Below are 19,287 nucleotides of genomic sequence, written 5' to 3'. Positions count from 1 at the left end.
CGGCGCACCGCCCTCGTTCGTGAGGCGTATATAGTCGCCACCAATCCAAACTGTCAACACACTTCACCAAAGTTTTTGAACTTTTTGCGACAGAAATTTCGGGCCCGCTTTGTCGATAGCCGGCTGCCCCAGGGGAACAGCGGACAAGACGGCGCCGGCCACGAAGGAGCCCTATTGCCGCCGCATTGCCGTTCGACACCAAGGCCAACAAAAGAGGCCATGGCACAGCCGTGCAATGGCCTCCTTTAGGAGCCACGCAAGCCGGCGCGCGACGAGCCTTATAGAGAAGGCACGCCGCCCTCTTTGCAGAGCGCTCTATAGAAGAAGTGCCTGGGGGGGAATTCGACCGGGGCCTGGGGCTTCGTTGACTTAACCTGCCGTGACAGGCAAATGTCATGGCCACAACAAAAGCGACAAGCCGTTCCGCCCGGGGAAGAAGCAGCCTTTCTGGATGCCAGATACGGAAGATGTCATAGCCGAACTCGGCAATGAGCCGCCGCTTATCGCGGATGGCCGCAGTGGCCCGCCCGATCGGCGCGAGGTTTCTGCGCGCTGGCTGTCGGGAACATTCCTGACCGGCGTGACCTCAAGCGTGCTGATGGGCGTGGCGCTGTTCGCCGCCCTCGACGGGCGCCAGCAACTGGCGACGCCACCCGAAATCGCGGAACTGATCGGCCTTTCCAGCAATGGCGATTCCGGCGAGGTGGCCAAGACAACGAGGCTTGTGGCGCCGCGTCAGATCGCCAAGGCCAAGGACCGCCGCCGCATGGAAGTGTCGATGGTCACCAAGGTCGGCGACCGCGACGTCATCCACACAATGCCTTTCGTGCAGATCAAGATGGCGCTTGCCGCGGGCCACACCACCAGCCGACCCTACCCGCCTTTCGACCCGATGCAGGTGTTCGGCGACGACGGTGACGACGCTCCGGCGCAACCGGCGGCGGTCTCCGCCGCCTCCGGCCAGATCTATGGCGCCAAGGTCGAAAGCGAGATGAGCCTGAAGACCGTCGACTTCCCGATCGAGACGGCGGCCTTCGACGAGAAGAGCGATCTGTCCGCCGACGAGGTGGAAAAGGTGGTGCGCGAGGCCGGCACCGACCTTAGCGACGGCGCCGTGCAGGTCGCTTCACTCCACTATGTCGATCCGCAGCGATTCGGCGAAGCCTTCGCCGAGAGCATGGCCGGCTCCTATGACGTCAAGATCGTGCCGGAAAACGTCTCGGTGTCGCCGCGTGCTGCCACTGACGACCAGGCGCCGGCTTTCGCCGAGGAAATCATTCCCTTCACCAAGGACACCGACCTCACCGAGGCTTTTGCCGATTCGGGTTATACGGGCGCCGACGCCACCGGCATGGCCGAAGCGATCGCCAAGCTGTTGAACGCGCCGACGCTGAAAGCCGGAACCGTGCTGCGCGTCGGTCTCGAAGTCCATGGCGACGCCGCCAAGGTCGTGCGCACCAGCGTCTACGACAGGACCACCCATATCGTTACCATCGCGCTCGATGACCGCGGCCAGTATGTGCCGGCGCAGGAGCCGGATCCCAATCCCGAATTGTTGACGGCATTTGACGATTCGTCGGCGCCGGTGGTGGTGCGCGGCAACCTGCCCACTGTCTATGACGGTATCTACCGCACCGCCTATTCCTACGGCATGTCGAAGAAAATGACCCAGCGGCTGATCAAGCTGCTGGCATCTGGCGTCGACTTCCAGTCACGACTCAATCCGTCCGATCGTCTCGAAGTGCTGTTCTCGCAGCCGGACGGGGATGACCAGACCTCCGACGATTCGGAGCTCCTCTATGTCTCGGCGAACTTCGGCGGTACGACGCGCAACTTCTATCGCTTCCAGATGCAAGACGGCAGCACCGACTATTTCGACGAGGATGGATCGAGCGCCGAGCAGTTCCTGCTGCGCAACCCGCTGCCCAACGGAAGATTCACCTCCGGCTTTGGCGCGCGCAAGCATCCTATCCTGGGGTATGTCCGTATGCACACGGGCACCGACTGGGCCGCCCCGATCGGATCCCCGATCATCGCCGCCGGCAATGGCGTCGTCGAGAAGGCCGGTTGGGCTGGCGGCTATGGCAAGCAGATCATCCTGCGCCATGCCAATGGCTACGAAACCTCCTACAACCACCAGAGCGCCTTTGCAAAAGGCATCGAGCCGGGCGTTCGGGTTCGCCAGGGCCAGGTCATTGGCTATCTCGGCCAGACTGGTCTTTCCACCGGTCCGCATCTCCACTACGAGCTGATCGTCAACGGCACCAAAGTCGATTCGATGCGTGTTCGGCTGCCGGTCGGCAAGGTGCTGAAGGGCGACGACCTCGTCGCCTTCAAGCGCGAGCGCGAGCGCATCGACGACCTGCTGAAGCAGGAAGAAGGCAATTCGCTCAAGGTCGCGAGCGCCAAGATCGACGGCTAGAGCGATTGAAAGCGCCACGCGCTTTGCCCGGAAAAACCGCTCACACTTTTCCTGGAATTGCTCTGAACCTTGGCCAATCCGGCATCGGCGAATCAGTTTCGCGACGAATCAGCTGACGATTCATCGGTGTGGCGCGGCCAGGGCAGCGTCTGACCCGAAACGGTAATCCATGCGATGATCGCGGCAAGCAGGCAGAGCACGGCGGTCGTCAAGGATATGGCTGAAAAGGCCATGTCGCTGGCAGCAAGCCGTGTTGCTTCGAGTTCGGGCGGCAGGCCTGTCGATACCGGTTCGCCAAACCCCGGAATGCCTGGCCTGACCCTGGTGTCGAGCATCGTTGAATAGACCCCGGTGGCAAGCGAGCCCATTGCCGCCACCGCGATCAGGCCGCCAACGCGCGAGACGGCATTGTTGATGCCGGAGGCAGCCCCCGTATCCTTGTCTTCCACCGCCGTCATGATCGCGGTGGACAGTGGCGAGACGACCAGCGCCATGCCGAGGCCCATCAGCGCCATCAGCGGAAATATTCCGGTCCAGAAATGGTGGATGCCGGCACGGGCGAGCAAGGCAAGTCCGGCGAAGGCGAAAGCCACGATCAGGCTGCCGCAGGCGATCGGGAAACGCGGTCCGATCCGGTCCGACAACTGCCCGACCGGTCCCGACAGAAGGGCGATCGATGCCGACAGCGGCAGGAAGATGAAGCCGACCTCCGCCGTGCTCAGTCCCCAGCCGGCGATCAGCAGCATCGGCAGATAGAAAAGATTGGCCGACAGCGCGAAATAGAGGAAGAAGGTCGCCACATTGGCACCGGCAAAAGCGCCGATGCGAAACAGGCTGAGGTCGATCATCGGCTCGCGTCGCCGGTGTTCGAACAGGATGAAGACCACAAGCAGTACCGCGCCGGCGGCAATGCTCGGCCCCGCCATATTGCCCTCGCCGCTCGAACTCATCGAGGTCAGCCCATAGGCGAGTGCGCCGAACGCCAATGTCGCGAGCGCACCCCCGCCGAGATCGAGGCTGCGTTTTTCCGTCGCCGCATCGGCTGGGATCTTGACGAGCAGCAAGTAGATCGAGATCAGCCCGAGCGGCAGGTTGACGGCGAAGATCGCCCGCCAGATGCCGTCGCCGAAAGCCGACAGCACCAGGCCGCCGAGCACCGGCCCGAGGGCCGTGGTCAGCGCCGAGGCGGCGGCCCAGATGCCGATTGCACGGCCGCGCTCCTTTTTTGGATAGGCCTTGGCGATGATGGCGAGGCTGCCCGGCACCATGATCGCCGCACCAATACCCTGGACAGCGCGAAACCCGATCAGCACGACAGCATTCGGCGCCAGCGCGCAGGCGAGCGAGGCAACGATGAACAGCGCGATGCCGGCCACGAAGGCACGGCGCAGCCCGAACCGGTCGCCGGCGGCGCCGCCGGCAAGGATCAGCGCCGAAAGCGTCAATGCATAGGCATTGGAGATCCACTGCGCCTCGGCAAGGCTGGCGCCGAGGTTGACACGGATCGCCGGCATGGCGATGGCCAGGATCGAGCCGTCGATGAAGCCGAGCGCCGAGGCCAGGATCGCCGCGATCAAGACGAATCGCCGCTGCGATTGCGGACAAAAGGTTCCGTTCGTGACCGGGCTGGTCAGCGGGACGGCGGCGGCTTCATTGGGCGAATGCATGCCACCTCACTTAGACCCCAAGCGCGCCGGCAACAACCGGCCAGCAGCTTGCAGTCCTTGAAACCAGCCAATTGGCCAGGATGCGTCCCGTGCTGATGCAAACGCCGGCAGTCATGCTAAGTTTTCCGGAAGAACGGCAGCCGGGGGGCAATCAATGAAACGTCCACTTGAAGCGTCGGCGGAAGGACGCGGCCGCATTGTCGGCATCACCGACGGCGTCTTTGCCATCGCGCTCACGCTCATCGTGCTCGAGATCAGGGTGCCGGCGCATGAGAGCGTGCATTCCGAGCACGATCTGCTCGTCGCCATCGCCTCATTGGCACCGCGCTTCCTGACTTATGCCTTGAGCTTCCTGACGCTGACCATCTTCTGGTTCGGCCAGCAGGCTCAGCATGGGCTGATCGCCAAATCCGACAGGCGTCTTGCCACGCTGAATCTCTGCTTTCTCGCCTTCATCGCGCTCTTGCCGTTCTCGACCGACCTTCTGGCGGACTTCCTCGAATTCAGGACGGCGGTGCTGGTCTACTGGCTCAACCTGCTGATGCTCGGCGTCACGCTGTTCGCCAGCTGGCGCTATGCGGAAAAGAACGGCTTTGTCGCCGAAGATGTCGATGCCGAAACGAAGCGCACGGTCTATCTGCGCATCGTCAAGGCACAGATCCTGTGGGCGGTCGGCGCGCTGCTCTGCCTGGTCACGCCGTTGCTCAGCGTCGGCTTCATCCTGGTGGTGCAGCTGATCTATGCCGCCGCGCCGCGCGGCTCATTGCTGCGCAAAGTCATCGGCTGAAGGTCCGCCGACAAACTCCACGGTGACGCCTGGCGACACCAGCTTGGCGAGTTCGCGCGCATCCCAGTTGGTCAGGCGCACGCAGCCATGGCTTTCGGTCTTGCCGATCTTCGACGGCTCGGGCGTTCCGTGGATGCCGTAGGTCGGCTTGTCCAGGGCAATCCACACCGAGCCGACGGGGCCGTTAGGGCCTGGCGGAATGGTCAGGATCTTGTCGTTCTGGCCCTGCTTGAAGTTGATGTTCGGGTTGTAGGTGTAGTTCGGGTCGAGCGCGATGCGCGACACGGCGTGGATGCCGGTGGGCGAAGGCGTGTCGGCAGAGCCGATGGTCGCGGGATAGGCCGCGACCAGCTTGCCGCCCGCATCGTAGGCGTACGCTTCCTTCCTGGTCTTGTCGGCGACGATGCGCGCGACCGGCGTCGAGACCAGCTTGCCGAAATTGGCGACCTTGATGATCGTGCCGGGACGGTTGAAGTCGAGGCCCTTGTTGATCGACTTCAAATAGTTCTCGTCCATGTGGAAGCGCTCGGCCAGCGCCTCGGTGACGGAGGTGTAGCCCATGCGGTCGAGCTGCGCCTTCTGGCTGTAATCTTCCGGGATCGAGGCGACATAGGGGCCAGCCGCATCTTCCGCTGTGATGGTGTAATTGGCGAAAGCATCGCCGCCCGATTGCGCGAGCGCTGCCTGGATGCCGACTGTGTCCGTCGATTTCAGATTGCTGCCGGTGATCTGGTTATAGGCGGCCAAGGCCTTATCGACATTCGAGCCGAAACGCCCATCGATCACGCCCGGCGAAGCGCCGCCGCGGTCGAGCAGCACCTGCAGCGCCGCCACGTCCTGGCGCACGCCGAGCGACAGCGACGGATCGACGGCGGCCTTGCCGCCAGTATCAGGCGGCAGGGAAGCCTGCGTATCCGGATTGACCTGCTCTACGTCCGGCTGCGCAGGGTCTATCGCGGCCTCGTCTAGCGGCTGGCGCTTGATGGCGCCCGGCTTTGCCGTTGGCGCATCGGGATAGCTGTTGTCGTAATTGCCGTCGTCCTGCGGCGCCGGCGGATAGGCTTCGACCGAATTGTCGCCATAGGGGTCGTATTCGTCCGCCGGCGGCGGGATGACCCGGCCTTCCTCTTCCAACTGCTTGCGGCGGAAGCGCGCCATGTCTTGTGGATCGTCGAGATAGTAGCGGTCATCATCGGTGGGAGCCCGGCCCAATTCGCGCAACCTTGTCTCGCGGCGCAGTGCACGCCGGTCAAGCCGCGTCTGCGGCGGCTGGATGGCGATGACCTTGCCGGTGTCGGCATCGACGATGACGCGGTTGCCGCGGGCGTCGTAATAGATGTCCAGATTTCCGTCCTGGGCCACAAGAATGCCGCCATCATCGGTGGCGCGGGCAACCTTTCGTGCACTGTCCTGCGCCGGCGCGGCAAGCGCACCGAAAGACACAAGCCCGGTGGCAAGCGCCGAAAGGGCAAAGATCGTGCGGAACATCGTGGCCAACTCTCCGGTCCCTAATTGCCGCCGCCCGGCATTGTACACTGGGCGAACCCCTTCGCCAGCAAACCAGTTACCCCACCCTATGGTTCCAATATGAACCGGGCATGAAGATGGCGGTTTTTCGGCGCACCGACGAATACTCGCTAGCTTGCGAGCCCCAATTCCTTGCGCGCCTGCTTGGTCAGCTTCAGGGCGACAAGGCGATGGCTCTCGCGCAAATAATCCTCCAGCGCAGCATCATCCATGCTCTGGCTTGTCCGACGCTGGATCCACTTCATGCCGCGCGAGGCAAGGTAGGGCGCGGGCCGCAAACCCGGCTGCTCCCTCAGCACGTCATAGGCGATGTCGGAACATTTGAAGGTGACGAAGAGCTGCTGGCCCTGATCCCAGCCACCGATCGCAAATACCTTGGTGCCGACCTTCCAGACATGGGCGCCACCCCACTGGACGACGTGGTTTACCGCGGGCAGTGAGGCGCAGAAGCCATTGTAATCGTCCAGCGTCATCCGCCCTCCACCCTCAATATGAAAACGCCGCGCGTCCAGGATGGACGCGCGGCGTTGAAATCAGGCCGCCGCTTCGGTCGCGACGACCGTCGGCTTCGAGCGGAAGTTCAACCGGTCGGAACCGGACGTGACCTTGACGGTCGAACCGTCGAGAATCTCGCCGAGCAGGATCTTCTCCGCCAGCGGATCCTGCAGTTCCTTCTGCATCACCCGCTTCAGCGGCCGCGCGCCATAGGCCGGGTCGTAGCCCTTGGCCGCCAGCCACTCAATCGCCTCGTGATCCAGCGACAGCGTGATCTTGCGATCGACGAGCAGGCTTTCCAGCCGCTTGAGCTGGATTTCGACGATGCGGTCCATGTCCTTGCGGCGCAGCCGGTGGAACAGGATCACCTCGTCGACGCGGTTGAGGAATTCCGGCCGGAACGATGCCCTGACCACGCCCATCACCTCGTCGCGCACGGCATCGACATCCTGGTCCTCGCCGAGATTGACCAGATATTCGGCGCCAAGGTTCGACGTCATGATGATCAGCGTGTTGCGGAAATCGACCGTGCGGCCCTGCCCATCGGTGAGCCGGCCGTCATCGAGCACCTGCAAGAGCACGTTGAAGACATCGGGATGCGCCTTCTCGATCTCGTCGAACAGCACGACCTGATAGGGCCGGCGCCGCACCGCTTCGGTCAGCGCGCCGCCTTCCTCATAGCCGACATAGCCGGGAGGCGCGCCGATCAGCCGGGCGACCGAGTGCTTTTCCATGAACTCCGACATGTCGATGCGCACCATGGCGCTGTCGTCGTCGAACAGGAAGCTTGCCAGCGCCTTGGTCAGTTCGGTCTTGCCGACGCCCGTCGGCCCGAGGAAGATGAACGAGCCGATCGGCCGGTTCGGATCCTGCAGCCCGGCACGGGCACGCCGCACCGCCTTGGAAACGGCTTGCACCGCCTCGCCCTGGCCGACGACCCGCTTGCCGATCTCGTCTTCCATGCGCAGCAGCTTGTCACGCTCGCCCTGCAGCATCTTGTCGACTGGAATGCCGGTCCAGCGCGAGACGATATGGGCGACGTGGTCCGGGGTGACCACTTCCTCGACCATGCCGGCCTTGCCGTCCTGGGCTTCGGCTTCCTTCAGCTTCTTCTCGAGTTCCGGGATCTTGCCATAGGCAAGCTCGCCGGCGCGCTGGAACTCGCCCTTGCGCTGGGCAATGGCAAGCTCGTTGCGTGCCTCGTCGAGCTGCTTCTTCAAGTCGGCCGCAAGCCCGAGTTTCTGTTTCTCGGCCTGCCACTTGGTTGTGATCTCGGTCGATTCCTCCTCAAGGCCGACAAGTTCCTTCTCCAGGCGGGCGAGCCGGTCCTTCGAGGCATCGTCCGTCTCGACCTTCAGCGCCTCGCGCTCGATCTTGAGCTGCATGATGCGGCGGTCGATCTCGTCCAGCGCCTCGGGCTTGGAATCGACCTGCATCCTCAGCCGCGAAGCGGCCTCGTCGACCAGGTCGATCGCCTTGTCCGGCAGGAAGCGGTCGGCGATATAGCGGTTGGACAGCGTCGCCGCCGCCACCAGCGCCGAGTCCGAGATACGCACCTTGTGGTGCTGCTCGTATTTTTCCTTCAGGCCGCGCAGGATCGAGACGGTGTCCTCCACCGTCGGCTCATCGACAAAGACCGGCTGGAAACGGCGGGCAAGTGCCGGATCCTTCTCGACATGTTTTCTGTATTCATCGAGCGTGGTCGCGCCGACGCAGTGCAGTTCACCGCGCGCCAGCGCAGGCTTCAGCAGGTTCGACGCATCCATCGCGCCGTCCGCCTTGCCGGCGCCGACCAGCGTGTGCATCTCGTCGATGAACAGGATGATGTTGCCATTGGCCGACGTGACTTCGGAGAGCACGGCCTTCAGCCGCTCCTCGAACTCGCCGCGATATTTGGCACCGGCGATGAGTGCGCCCATGTCGAGCGCCATCAGCTGCTTGTCCTTCAGCGATTCCGGCACGTCGCCATTGACGATGCGCAGCGCCAGGCCTTCGGCGATCGCCGTCTTACCGACGCCCGGCTCGCCAATCAGCACCGGATTGTTCTTGGTGCGGCGCGACAGCACCTGGATGGTGCGGCGAATCTCGTCGTCACGACCAATGACCGGGTCGAGCTTGCCGGCGCGCGCGTCGGCGGTCAGGTCGCGCGCGTACTTCTTCAGCGCGTCATAGCCTTGCTCGGCACTCGCCGAATCGGCGGTGCGGCCCTTGCGGACATCATTGATGACCTGGTTCAGCGCCTGCGCGGTGACGCCGGCCTTTGCCAGTATGTCGGCGGTCTTGGCCGACTTTTCCATGGTGAGCGCCTGCAGCAGCCGTTCGACCGTGACGAAGCTGTCGCCGGCCTTCTTGGCCAGTTCTTCGGCCGTCGAGAACACCTTGGCCAGCGGCTGCGCCAGATAGAGCTGGCCATTGCCGCCCTCCACCTTCGGCATTGCCTCGAGCGCCGTCTCGACGCCGAGCTTGACGTCGCGGACATTGCCGCCGGCGCGTTCGATCAGCGACGCGGCCAAGCCCTCGTCATCGTCGACGAGCACCTTCAGAATGTGTTCGGGGGTGAATTGCTGGTGATTGCGGGAGAGCGCCATGGTCTGCGCGGACTGGATGAAGCCGCGCACGCGCTCGGAGTACTTCTCAAGGTTCATATCTGTCTCCTTCCATCACCGGCCCGCTTTGCGGCACCGGATCAGATTGCGGTGACGGACCCGCCCATTCGAGCCGGATCCTGTTCAGCCGAGATATGGTGCATAGGCCATGCCGTCTCAAGGCGCCTTGATGTCGGTCAATGCATAATATTCCACGTCAGCCGAAACGAAAACGGCGGAGATTTCTCCCCGCCGTTCAACGTCTTGAAATGCCGTTCGATCAGTTGTCGATGTCGACGATCGCCGGCTCGGCATTGCCGCTATCGGCCGGGGCCGCGGCCACCTCGCCGGCATCCGCATTGTCGCTGCCGCCATCGACCTGGTCGGCACTGGCGCGCGGACGGCGCGGACGGCGCGGGCGACGGGCAGCGCCGCTCTCGGCTGCCGCCTCGTTGAGCTCGGCCTGGGCGGCAAGAGCCGCTGGCGAAAAACTCTCGAACAGCGGCACCGGCTCGGCGACGGCAACGGTCTCGGCCGGTGAACCAGGCTCTAGCTGCACCTCCGCCTGTGCCGGGGCTTCGTTGCGCTGCTGGCCGCCTTGCTCGGTCGGTGACGGGTAATCACGCTGGCCATAGCCGCCATTTGGGCGGCGATCGCGGTGACGCCCGCCATTGTTGTCGCGGCCACCATTGTTGCGCCCGTTGTTGTCGCGCCCGCCATTGTCGCGCCCACCATTGTCGCGATTGTCGCGGCCGTCACGGTTCAGTGCGACCTCGGCCGGCATGCCCTCGATCACCGGCTGCGGACCGGCGCCATGGTTGATGACAGGAATTTGCGGATCGGAGACGGTGTTGCCCCCATTGCCGGCGCCATTGTTGCCGGCATTGTCGAAATCGTCGCGATCTTCATCGCCGTCATCGTCGAAATCGTCACGGTTCTGCTGGACGTTCTGGATCGGCATCTGCGCCTGCGCGGCGGCAATGATGCGATTGTAGTGTTCGGCGTGCTGGAGATAGTTCTCCGCCATGACCCGGTCGCCGGAGCTTTGCGCGTCACGGGCCAGGGTAGCGTATTTCTCGGCGATCTGCTGAGCCGATCCACGGATCTTCACATCCGGGCCGTTGCTCTCGTAGTTGCGCGTCAGGGGATTCGGGCCCTTGCGGTTGTTGTTGTTGTTATTGTTGTTGCCACCGCCGCCGCCATTGTTGTTGCGACCGCGCATGCGCCTGTTCTGCTGTTGTGGCCTCATTCGACTCTCTTCATCTTGAAATTTTCGAAAACTCGTTACGAACGGAGGCGCTCATGCAGCCAGCCGTTTCGTTTCTTCACCGGCGTTCGCCCGCATCAATTGCGTTGGCGCCACGTGCCATCCTGTTCCGGTTACATCACTTGCCGGACGATTCCCGCACGAAGCTTGGGCGTCGTTTGCGCAAGAAGGCAGCTATTTCCAAGGAGGACCGAATCGCTAAGAGCACTGCCTGCTTCGTCTCATCCGGTTGAGGCGACCCTAGCCGCATTCCCTGGTATTGCCAAGCGGTTTTTTCGCACTGCGCCAAGGCTTATCCCCATTGAAAGACAAGAACCCTGTCGTTTCCGCCGAGATCACGCAAAGCAGCAGCCGATGCATAACCAGCCGCCTTGAATATATCCGTAACCTCATTGCGTTGCGTATGGCCGATCTCGACCGCAATCCTGCTTTCGGCTTCTAGAAACCGTGCCGCCTCGGCGGCAATGATCCTGTAGGGGTTCAGCCCATCCACGCCGCCATCCAAGGCTTGGCGTGGGTCGAAATCGCGGACCTCGTCCTGCAGATTTCCAATGTCTCCTGACGGTATATAGGGAGGGTTTGCGGCAATTACATGGTATCGGCCGGAAACTTTTTCGAACCAGTCCGACTGCACCGTCGCGAACCTGGCCTCAAGTCCGAGTTCCCCGGCATTGCGCGCCGCCGTCGCCAGCGCACCGGCGGAAATGTCGACACCGGTGGCGGTCGCGGCCGGCACGGCACTCAGCAGCGCCAGCGCGATCGCTCCCGTCCCGGTGCCGAGATCAAGGATGCGGCAGGCCCCCTCCCGCGCGGCCATTGCCTTGACGAAAGGCAGCACGGCCTCGACCAGCGTTTCGGTATCCGGCCTCGGCTCGAGCGTTTCCGGCGACAGCAACAGACGCAAACCGTAGAATTCGCGGTAGCCGAGGATGCGGTGCACCGGTTCGCCACCCGCCCGGCGTCTCAGGGCGGCATCGATCGCGGCGATGGTGTTGCTGTCGATCATGCGTTCAGGATCGGCAATGGCCTGCGTGCGCGTCGTGCCGGAAAAATGTTCGACGATCAGCCGCGCATCGAGCGCCGGATCGCCGACCCCGGCCGCCATAAGCTTGGCCCGCGCTGCCCGCAGCAGCGGCCCCAGCGCCTCGGGCAGAGGGTCAGCCATCAAGGCCGATATCGGCCAGCAGCTTCGACTGGTGATCGGCGATCAGCGCGTCGATGATCTCGTCGAGCTCGCCCATCATCACCCGGTCGAGCTTGTAGAGCGTCAGGTTGATGCGATGGTCGGTGACGCGGCCTTGCGGGAAATTGTAGGTGCGGATGCGCTCCGAACGGTCGCCGGAGCCGACCTGCGATTTGCGCGATTCAGAGCGTTCCTCATCTGCCTTGCCGCGCTCCAGGTCATAGAGCCGGGCGCGCAGGATCTGCATGGCCTTCGCCCGGTTCTGGTGCTGCGACTTCTCCGCCTGCACCACCATGATGCCGGTCGGCAAATGGGTAATGCGCACCGCCGAATCGGTGGTGTTGACGTGCTGCCCGCCGGAGCCCGAGGCACGCATCGTGTCGATGCGGATGTCTTCGGCGCGGATTTCGATGTCGACCTCTTCCGCTTCCGGCAGAACGGCCACGGTCGCCGCCGAGGTGTGAATGCGCCCACTGGCCTCGGTCGCCGGCACACGTTGCACGCGATGAACGCCGGATTCGAATTTCAGATGGGCAAACACGCCCTTGCCCGAGACGGTGGCGATGATTTCCTTGAACCCGCCGGCATCGCCGTCGCTGGCCGACACGGTTTCGAACCGCCAGCCGCGTTCGGCGGCATAGCGCTCATACATGCGAAACAGGTCGCCGGCGAAGAGCGCCGCCTCGTCACCGCCGGTGCCGGCACGGATTTCGAGGATGGCGTTCTTGTCGTCGGCGGCATCCTTGGGCAGGAGCAGGATCTGGATATCCTTCTGCAGCGTTTCGATACGCTCCTCCACGCCGGGCAGATCCGCCTCGGCGAGCGCCCGCATCTCGGCGTCGGTGCCCTTGTCGGCAAGCATTGCCTCGAGGTCGGCCTGCTCATGCTCGGCCGAGCGCAATTCCCTGACCTTGGCCACCATGTCCTGCAACTCGGCATATTCCGATGCCATCTTCACATAGGCATCCGGCGCCGGGCCGGCCGACATCTGCGCTTCGAGCATCTCGAAACGCTTGACGACTTGATCCATACGATCGCGGGGCAAATTGACCATAAGGGAGACGCTACAACGGAATCGAGCGGTCGTCGGCGAAGGCCTGCAGCAGCGCCCGCATCGGCAACCCCTGTGCCGGCGCCATCAGATTGTCGTCGAAGAACGCCGTCAACTCATCCAGCGGCAGTTCCGTCAGCATCGCCTTGACCGGTCCGATCGAGGCCGGCGACATCGAGATCGAGCGGAAGCCAAGACCGATCAGCGCCATCGCCGAGATCGGCTTGCCGGCCAGTTCACCGCACAGCGTCACCGGCGTGTGGTTGCGGATGCCGGCGTCGGCGATCTGCTTGAGCACGCGCAGGAACGGCGCCGACAACGTGTCGAAGCGGTTGGCCAGTTGCGTGTTGCCGCGGTCGACCGCCATGACGAACTGGAACAGATCGTTCGAGCCGACGGAGACGAAATCGACCGCCTTCATCAATTCGTCGAGCTGGAACAGAAGCGACGGCACTTCCAGCATCGCGCCCAGCTTGAGGCTGGTCGGCAGATGATGGGCGAAACGCGAGAGATGCCGCACCTCGCGGTCGATGATTTCGCGCGCCTGGGCGATCTCGCCAAGCTCGGTCACCATCGGCAGCATCAGCTTGAGCTCGCGCCCGCCGCTGGCCTTCAGCAGGGCGCGGATCTGGGTGCGCAGCAACCCGGGCCGGTCGAGCGTCAGCCGGATCGCCCGCCAGCCGAGCGCCGGGTTTTCCTCTTGGATGGCGCCCTTGAAATAGGGCAGCACCTTGTCGCCGCCGATGTCGATGGTGCGGAAGGTGACAGGTTTGCCGCGCGCGGCCTCCAGCACGTCGCGATAGAGCTTCTCCTGCGCCTCGGCGCGCGGAAACGTCGAGGCGACCATGAACTGCAGTTCGGTGCGGAACAGGCCGATGCCGGCAGCGCCCGATTCGGCCAGTTGCGGCAGGTCGACGGCAAGCCCGGCATTCATCAGGAGATCGACTTGCACGCCGTCCCTGGTCGTCGACGGCTTCTTGCGCAGTTCGCGATAGACCTCTTGCCGTCGGGCGCGGAACCGCACCTTTTCGGCATAGGCCGCTTCGAGATCGGACTGCGGCCGCAGATGAATCGTGCCTTCCTCGCCGTCGACGATGATGGCGTCGCCGTTTTCCGCCATGGAAACGGCGCCCTTCATCTGGCCGGCGACCGGAATGCCCATGGCGCGCGCGACGATGACGACGTGGCTGGTGGCGGCACCATCCTCGAGCACCAGCCCGCGCATTTTCTCCCTGGGGTAGTCCAGCAGCTCTGCCGCGCCCATCGAGCGGGCGACGATGATGGCGTCCTTTGGCAGCGAGGCCGCGACATCTTCCGGCCCGCGGCCCATCAGCTGGCGCAAGAGCCGGTTGGCGAGGTCGTCGAAATCGCTCATCCGCTCGCGCAGATAGGGGTCGGTCATGTGCAGCATGCGGGCGCGCATGTCGCTCTGCACCTTTTCCACGGCCGCCTCGGCCGTCAGGCCGTTGCGGATCGCCTCCTCCAGGCGCCGCACCCAGCCGCGGTCGTTGGCGAACATGCGGTAGGCTTCCAGCACCTGGCGATGCTCGCCCTCGAAGGCGACGTCGCGGCGCTCCAGCATGTCGTCGATGGAGAGCCGCAGCGAACCGAGCGAGCTCTCCAGCCGCCGGACCTCTTCCTCGCTGTCCTCATTGAACAGATTGGTAACGACGATGCGCGGCTCATGCAGCACGACATGGCCGAGCCCGACGCCGTCGTTGAAGGACAGGCCGGTGAAACTGACGGGCCGGCGCAGGTCGAGTTCCAGCCCAGGCCGGGTCAGCCGCGCCAGATCGCCGGTGGCGATCATCTCGGCGATGACCATGGCGGTGGTTTCCAGCGCCTCGACCTCGTCGTCGCGATAATGGCGCATGGTCTTGTTCTGCACGACCAGGACGCCCAGCGTGCGCCCGGCCCTGAGCACCGGCACGCCAAGGAAGGAATTGTAGATCTCTTCCCCGGTCTCCGGCAGATAGGCGAAAGCCGGATGTTCCTGCGCATTGGACAGATTGAGCGGCCGCGCGCTGGCCGCGATGGTGCCGACCAGGCCTTGCCCGAGCCGCAGCTGCGCCAGGTGTACGGCGTTCGGGTTCAGACCCTCCGTGGCGTAGAGCTCAAGCACCGAATCGGCGCGCAGCACATAGAGCGAGCACACTTCCGCGACCATGTTGGAAGCGATGTCGCGCACGATCCGGTCAAGCCGCTCCTGCGGCTCCAGCGGCTCTTGCATGAGCTCGCGGAGCCGTTTCAGCAAAACGCGCGGGCCGCTGGCCTGGTCACGCATCGCGGCTTCTTCTCCAATGAAACACTTGCCGGCGCAGTTTCCGCCGCTGCCGGCATGCGCGCAACAACTGATTCAGTCTTGCTACTGCTTATCCAGACCGTAGACGGAATGCAAAGTGCGAACCGCAAGTTCGGTGTACGGACCGTCGATCAGTATCGAAATCTTGATCTCGGAGGTGGTGATGGCGCGGATATTGATCGCCTTCTCGGCCAGCGCCTTGAAAGCCGTGGCGGCGACACCGGCATGGCTCCTCATGCCGATGCCGATGACCGAAACCTTCGACATGCCGGCTTCCGACTGCACGACATCGTAGCCGACCTCGGCCTTCAGCCCGTCGAGCACGGCCAGCGCCTTGTCGACGTCACCCGAAGGCACGGTGAAGGTCATGTCGGTGAACTTGCCGTCCTCGGAGATGTTCTGGACGATCATGTCGACATTGATGTTGGCCTCGGCCAGCGGCCCGAAAATGCCGGCGGCGACGCCAGGGCGGTCGCCGACGCGGCGCAGCGAAATCTGGGCCTCGTCCTTGGCGTAGGCAATTCCGGTGACGACCTGCTGTTCCACGATCTCTTCCTCGTCGCAAATGAGCGTTCCCGGAGGATTGAGCAAATCCCCCATTCCGGGCGCGTCGGGATCGTCGAAGGACGACCGCACGAAGGTACGCACCCTGTGCACCATGGCAAGCTCGACCGAACGCACCTGCAGAACCTTGGCGCCGAGCGAGGCCATTTCAAGCATTTCCTCGAAGGAGATCTTGGCCAGCCGCCGCGCCTTGGGCTCGATGCGCGGATCGGTGGTGTAGACCCCGTCAACGTCGGTGTAGATGTCGCAGCGGTCTGCCCTGACCGCCGCGGCGATGGCGACCGCGCTGGTGTCGGAACCGCCGCGGCCGAGGGTCGCGATGCGGTTGTCCGGCCCGATGCCCTGGAAGCCGGCGATGACGGCCACCTGGCCCTCGCCGAAGCGCTTGATCAGGAAGGCGCCGTCAATGTCGAGGATGCGCGCCGCGCCATGCGCGTTGTCGGTCTTGATCGGGATCTGCCAGCCCTGCCAGGAGCGGGCATGTACGCCCATGTTCTGCAAGGTGATGGCCAGCAGGCCGGCGGTGACCTGTTCGCCGGAAGCGACGACCGCGTCATACTCGCGTGCGTCGTGCATCGGCGAGGCCTCGCGCGTCCAGCCGACCAGCTCGTTGGTCTTGCCGGCCATCGCCGAAACCACCACCGCCACCTCATGGCCGGCATCGACCTCGCGTTTGACGTGACGCGCCACATTGCGGATGCGGGCGATGTCGGCGACGGAGGTTCCGCCGAATTTCATCACGATACGCGCCATGGAAGCGAAATGCCTTTGACTGAAGCCGGCCAGGAGCCGAAAACGAAGGAAAGCGCCCGGCTGGCGCCGGCCGCTGAATGCGCGGCCTCCTTAGCCAAATGCTTTGGGTTTCGCAAGGCTGGCGGCGGAATGCCGGCTTCAAGAAGACGGCATATTGCCATCCAGGCCAGCGCCGCGTACCAAATGCTGCCCGCGGGGGATTTCCTTTTGGCTCGGCATAACAGATGATTGCTCGTCTTCGGCGCGCCATGCGGTTGCAATCGCTGCCGCTTGTCGCCGGCTTTGCTGTGCTGACGCTGATCGTCGGCACCCGCGCGCTGCTCGTCGAGGGACAAAGGGCCAATCGTGCCGCCGCGCGCGAGACAATCGAATACCAGCAACAGCTTTCAGGGCTGCTTTCATTGGCGCAGGAAGCCGAGGCAGGCCAGCGCGGCTATCTGCTGACCGGCGAGAAATCCTATCTCGAACCGTACCAGAAGGCTGTCGACGCAATTCCGGGCCAACTTGCCCACATCGATGCCATGACATCGTCCAATGATCAGCTCGCCCCGCAGATCAGCCACATCAAGGATGCGCTGGCGCAAAAGCTGGCTGAAATGTCCGAGACCATCGCCCTCTACGACAAGGGCGATGCGTCAAAGGCGCTGGAACTCGTCCGCGGCGGCCAGGGCAAGGCCGCCATGGACGATATCCGCGCCAGCATAGACACGATCCGGCGCATCGGCGCCGCCGACATCGCCGCGCGCGATGAACACACGGACCAGGCCGAGGCCTGGCTGCGTGTCGGTTCGCTTGCGGCCCTCGTCGCGATCTTCCTGCTCGGCGCCTACACCATCCGCCAATCCCGCCGCCGATTCCGCGAGGTCGCCACGGCCCAGGAAGAGCTGATGCGCAAGAACATCGAGCTCGGCAACGAGATCGACACGCGCGAGAAGGCCGAATCCCAGATTCGCCAGATGCAGAAAATGGAGGCGGTCGGCCAACTGACAGGCGGCATCGCCCACGATTTCAACAATATGCTGGCGGTCATCCTCAGCGCGATGAACCTTGCCCAGCGCAAGCTGAAGCGCGGCGAGAATGACATCGAGAAATTCATCGAGGCCGCGACGGATGCGGCCAACCGTGCCGCCAATTTGACCTCCCGGCTGCTTGCCTTCTCGCGCCTGCAGCCGCTGGCGCCGCAGGTGGTCGACACCAACCGGCTGTTGACCGGCATGTCCGACCTTCTGTACCGCGCGCTCGGCGAAGGCATCCGCGTCGAAACCGTGCTGGCGGCGGGCCTGTGGAAAACCTACGCCGACCCCAGCCAGATCGAGAACGCCATCCTCAACCTTGCCGTCAATGCCCGTGACGCCATGGACAATGACGGCCAATTGACCATCGAGACCGCCAACAGCCACCTCGACGACGCCTACGCCGCGACGCATGCCGAAGTCACGCCAGGCCAATATGTGATGATCGCGGTAACCGACACCGGCACGGGCATGTCGCCCGAGGTCATCGCCAAGGCGTTCGAACCCTTCTTCACGACCAAGCCGGTCAACAAGGGCACGGGACTTGGGCTCAGCCAGGTGTTCGGCTTCGTCAAGCAGTCGGGCGGCCACGTCAAGATCTACTCCGAACCGGGCCAAGGCACGACGATCAGGATCTATCTGCCCCGGTTTTTCGGACCGGAGGAGCCGGCGGCACCCGCCGGGCGCGGCAAGAGCGCCGCCAGGGTCACCGGAACGATCCTCGTCGTCGAGGACGACGCCCGCGTACGGGCCGCCACGACAGAGGCCATGCGCGAACTCGGCTACACGGTCATCCACGTTGGAAGTGGCCAGGAAGCCCTTCAGCAGCTGGCGGCGACATCGGACATCGCCGTGCTTTTCACGGATATCGTCATGCCTGCGATGAACGGCCGCAAGCTCGCCGAGGAAGCGGTCGCACGCCAACCCGGTCTGAAGGTCATCTTCACCACCGGTTTCACCAGGAATGCCGTCGTCCATAACGGCGTGCTCGACCATGACGTGCACTTCCTGGCCAAGCCGTTCACCATCGAGCAACTCGAAGCCAAGCTGCGCGACGTGCTGGACGCAAAATAGGCCGCGCCAGAACGTCCTTCAGCCTGAGGCAGTCACGCTTGTCCACAGGCCGGGATAGTCGACGACGAAGCCGTGCGGCGAGACACCAAGGATCTCGTCATAGCCGAACACGGGCGCGCTGTAGGCATAGCGGGTCTCGTCGAGACGCCGATAGCTTTGCTCGATAAGCACCATGTCGAGCGATGGAAAGCTCAGATAGGCGGCTGGAGCGGGCGTCGCCTCGCCGATGCCGAGGTCGAACCGGCGCATCGCCAGCAGGTTCGATGCCGGCGTGAAGCCGAGGTCGACGTCGACAAGGCCGGCAACGCCCCGCTGAGGCTCGCCGTTTAACATCCACTCGCCGTCGGCACGTCGTTCAATGGCATAGTGCAGCTCGCGCATGCCGAGAAAACCATCGACCCGCGCCGATCGCGTGAGCCAGCCGGCGTCGCAAATCACCTCATAGGCAAGGCAGCATGGCTTGGCGTCCTGGACGAAGATGGCCTGTCCCTGGAGGCTGTGCCCGCCATCGGCTTGCGACAGCAGGCAGGCGTCGTGGCCCTCCACATCCAGCCTGCGCCAAAGGATCGAAGCCGTTATGACCTTCATCGTGCACTC

General features: G+C 63.9%; 13 protein-coding genes. 3 read left to right on the top strand and 10 right to left on the bottom strand.

Annotated elements, in window-relative coordinates; translation table 11 throughout:
• Positions 1–451: 451 nt before the first annotated feature.
• Complete coding sequence (locus tag FJV80_RS27585; protein WP_185975277.1) at positions 452–2,422, top strand: M23 family metallopeptidase; 1,971 nt, start codon at positions 452–454, stop codon at positions 2,420–2,422.
• A gap of 92 nt (positions 2,423–2,514) precedes the next feature.
• Here the strand turns inward: FJV80_RS27585 and FJV80_RS27580 are convergent, their stop codons facing one another.
• A complete protein-coding gene (locus FJV80_RS27580) occupies positions 2,515–4,089 on the bottom strand; it encodes an MFS transporter (RefSeq protein WP_142877942.1) in 1,575 nt (524 codons plus the stop codon).
• Positions 4,090–4,243: 154 nt separating this feature from the next.
• Here FJV80_RS27580 and FJV80_RS27575 point away from each other — a divergent pair, with 154 nt between their 5' ends.
• Complete coding sequence (locus tag FJV80_RS27575) at positions 4,244–4,876, top strand: TMEM175 family protein (RefSeq protein ID WP_095772320.1); 633 nt, start codon at positions 4,244–4,246, stop codon at positions 4,874–4,876.
• Here FJV80_RS27575 and FJV80_RS27570 read toward each other — a convergent pair.
• The 8 genes from FJV80_RS27570 to FJV80_RS27535 form a co-directional block, all read right to left on the bottom strand.
• On the bottom strand, positions 4,850–6,364 hold the full coding sequence (locus tag FJV80_RS27570; protein WP_142877941.1) for a L,D-transpeptidase family protein: 1,515 nt from the start codon (positions 6,362–6,364) through the stop codon (positions 4,850–4,852). The two genes, FJV80_RS27575 and FJV80_RS27570, sit on opposite strands and share 27 nt — an antisense overlap.
• Before the next feature lie 149 nt (positions 6,365–6,513).
• Complete coding sequence (locus FJV80_RS27565) at positions 6,514–6,876, bottom strand: MmcQ/YjbR family DNA-binding protein (RefSeq protein WP_095787845.1); 363 nt, start codon at positions 6,874–6,876, stop codon at positions 6,514–6,516.
• A gap of 60 nt (positions 6,877–6,936) precedes the next feature.
• A complete protein-coding gene (clpB, locus tag FJV80_RS27560) occupies positions 6,937–9,543 on the bottom strand; it encodes an ATP-dependent chaperone ClpB (RefSeq protein WP_095772317.1) in 2,607 nt (868 codons plus the stop codon).
• Positions 9,544–9,763: 220 nt separating this feature from the next.
• Positions 9,764–10,732 carry a DUF4167 domain-containing protein gene (locus tag FJV80_RS27555; protein ID WP_142877940.1) on the bottom strand — a complete coding sequence of 323 codons (969 nt, stop codon included), beginning with the start codon at positions 10,730–10,732 and terminating at the stop codon, positions 9,764–9,766.
• A 310-nt stretch (positions 10,733–11,042) separates the two neighbouring features.
• Positions 11,043–11,915, bottom strand: coding sequence for a peptide chain release factor N(5)-glutamine methyltransferase (gene prmC / locus FJV80_RS27550; RefSeq protein WP_142877939.1), 873 nt, complete (start codon positions 11,913–11,915; stop codon positions 11,043–11,045).
• Positions 11,908–12,987, bottom strand: a complete 1,080-nt coding sequence (gene prfA / locus FJV80_RS27545) for a peptide chain release factor 1 (protein WP_095772314.1) — start codon at positions 12,985–12,987, stop codon at positions 11,908–11,910. Before prfA ends, prmC begins: the two co-directional genes overlap by 8 nt.
• Positions 12,988–12,997: 10 nt before the next feature.
• The gene (gene ptsP / locus FJV80_RS27540) at positions 12,998–15,268 is read right to left on the bottom strand and encodes a phosphoenolpyruvate--protein phosphotransferase (protein WP_019861345.1); all 2,271 of its coding nucleotides are present in this window, start codon (positions 15,266–15,268) and stop codon (positions 12,998–13,000) included.
• An 81-nt stretch (positions 15,269–15,349) separates the two neighbouring features.
• The gene (locus FJV80_RS27535; protein ID WP_095793259.1) at positions 15,350–16,603 is read right to left on the bottom strand and encodes an aspartate kinase; all 1,254 of its coding nucleotides are present in this window, start codon (positions 16,601–16,603) and stop codon (positions 15,350–15,352) included.
• A gap of 248 nt (positions 16,604–16,851) precedes the next feature.
• Between FJV80_RS27535 and FJV80_RS27530 the strand changes: the two genes are divergently transcribed.
• Positions 16,852–18,690 (top strand): CHASE3 domain-containing protein, encoded by a 1,839-nt coding sequence (locus FJV80_RS27530; RefSeq protein ID WP_142877945.1) that lies wholly within the window; start codon positions 16,852–16,854, stop codon positions 18,688–18,690.
• Positions 18,691–18,708: 18 nt separating this feature from the next.
• Here FJV80_RS27530 and FJV80_RS27525 read toward each other — a convergent pair whose 3' ends face one another.
• Positions 18,709–19,278 carry a putative glycolipid-binding domain-containing protein gene (locus tag FJV80_RS27525; RefSeq protein WP_142877938.1) on the bottom strand — a complete coding sequence of 190 codons (570 nt, stop codon included), beginning with the start codon at positions 19,276–19,278 and terminating at the stop codon, positions 18,709–18,711.
• Positions 19,279–19,287: the final 9 nt, after the last annotated feature.

It is taken from the genome of Mesorhizobium sp. WSM4310 (genome assembly GCF_007003935.1).
Classification (GTDB): domain Bacteria; phylum Pseudomonadota; class Alphaproteobacteria; order Rhizobiales; family Rhizobiaceae; genus Mesorhizobium.
Note: the sequence above shows the minus strand (reverse complement) of the source record. Positions and strands in the feature narration are given on the sequence as shown.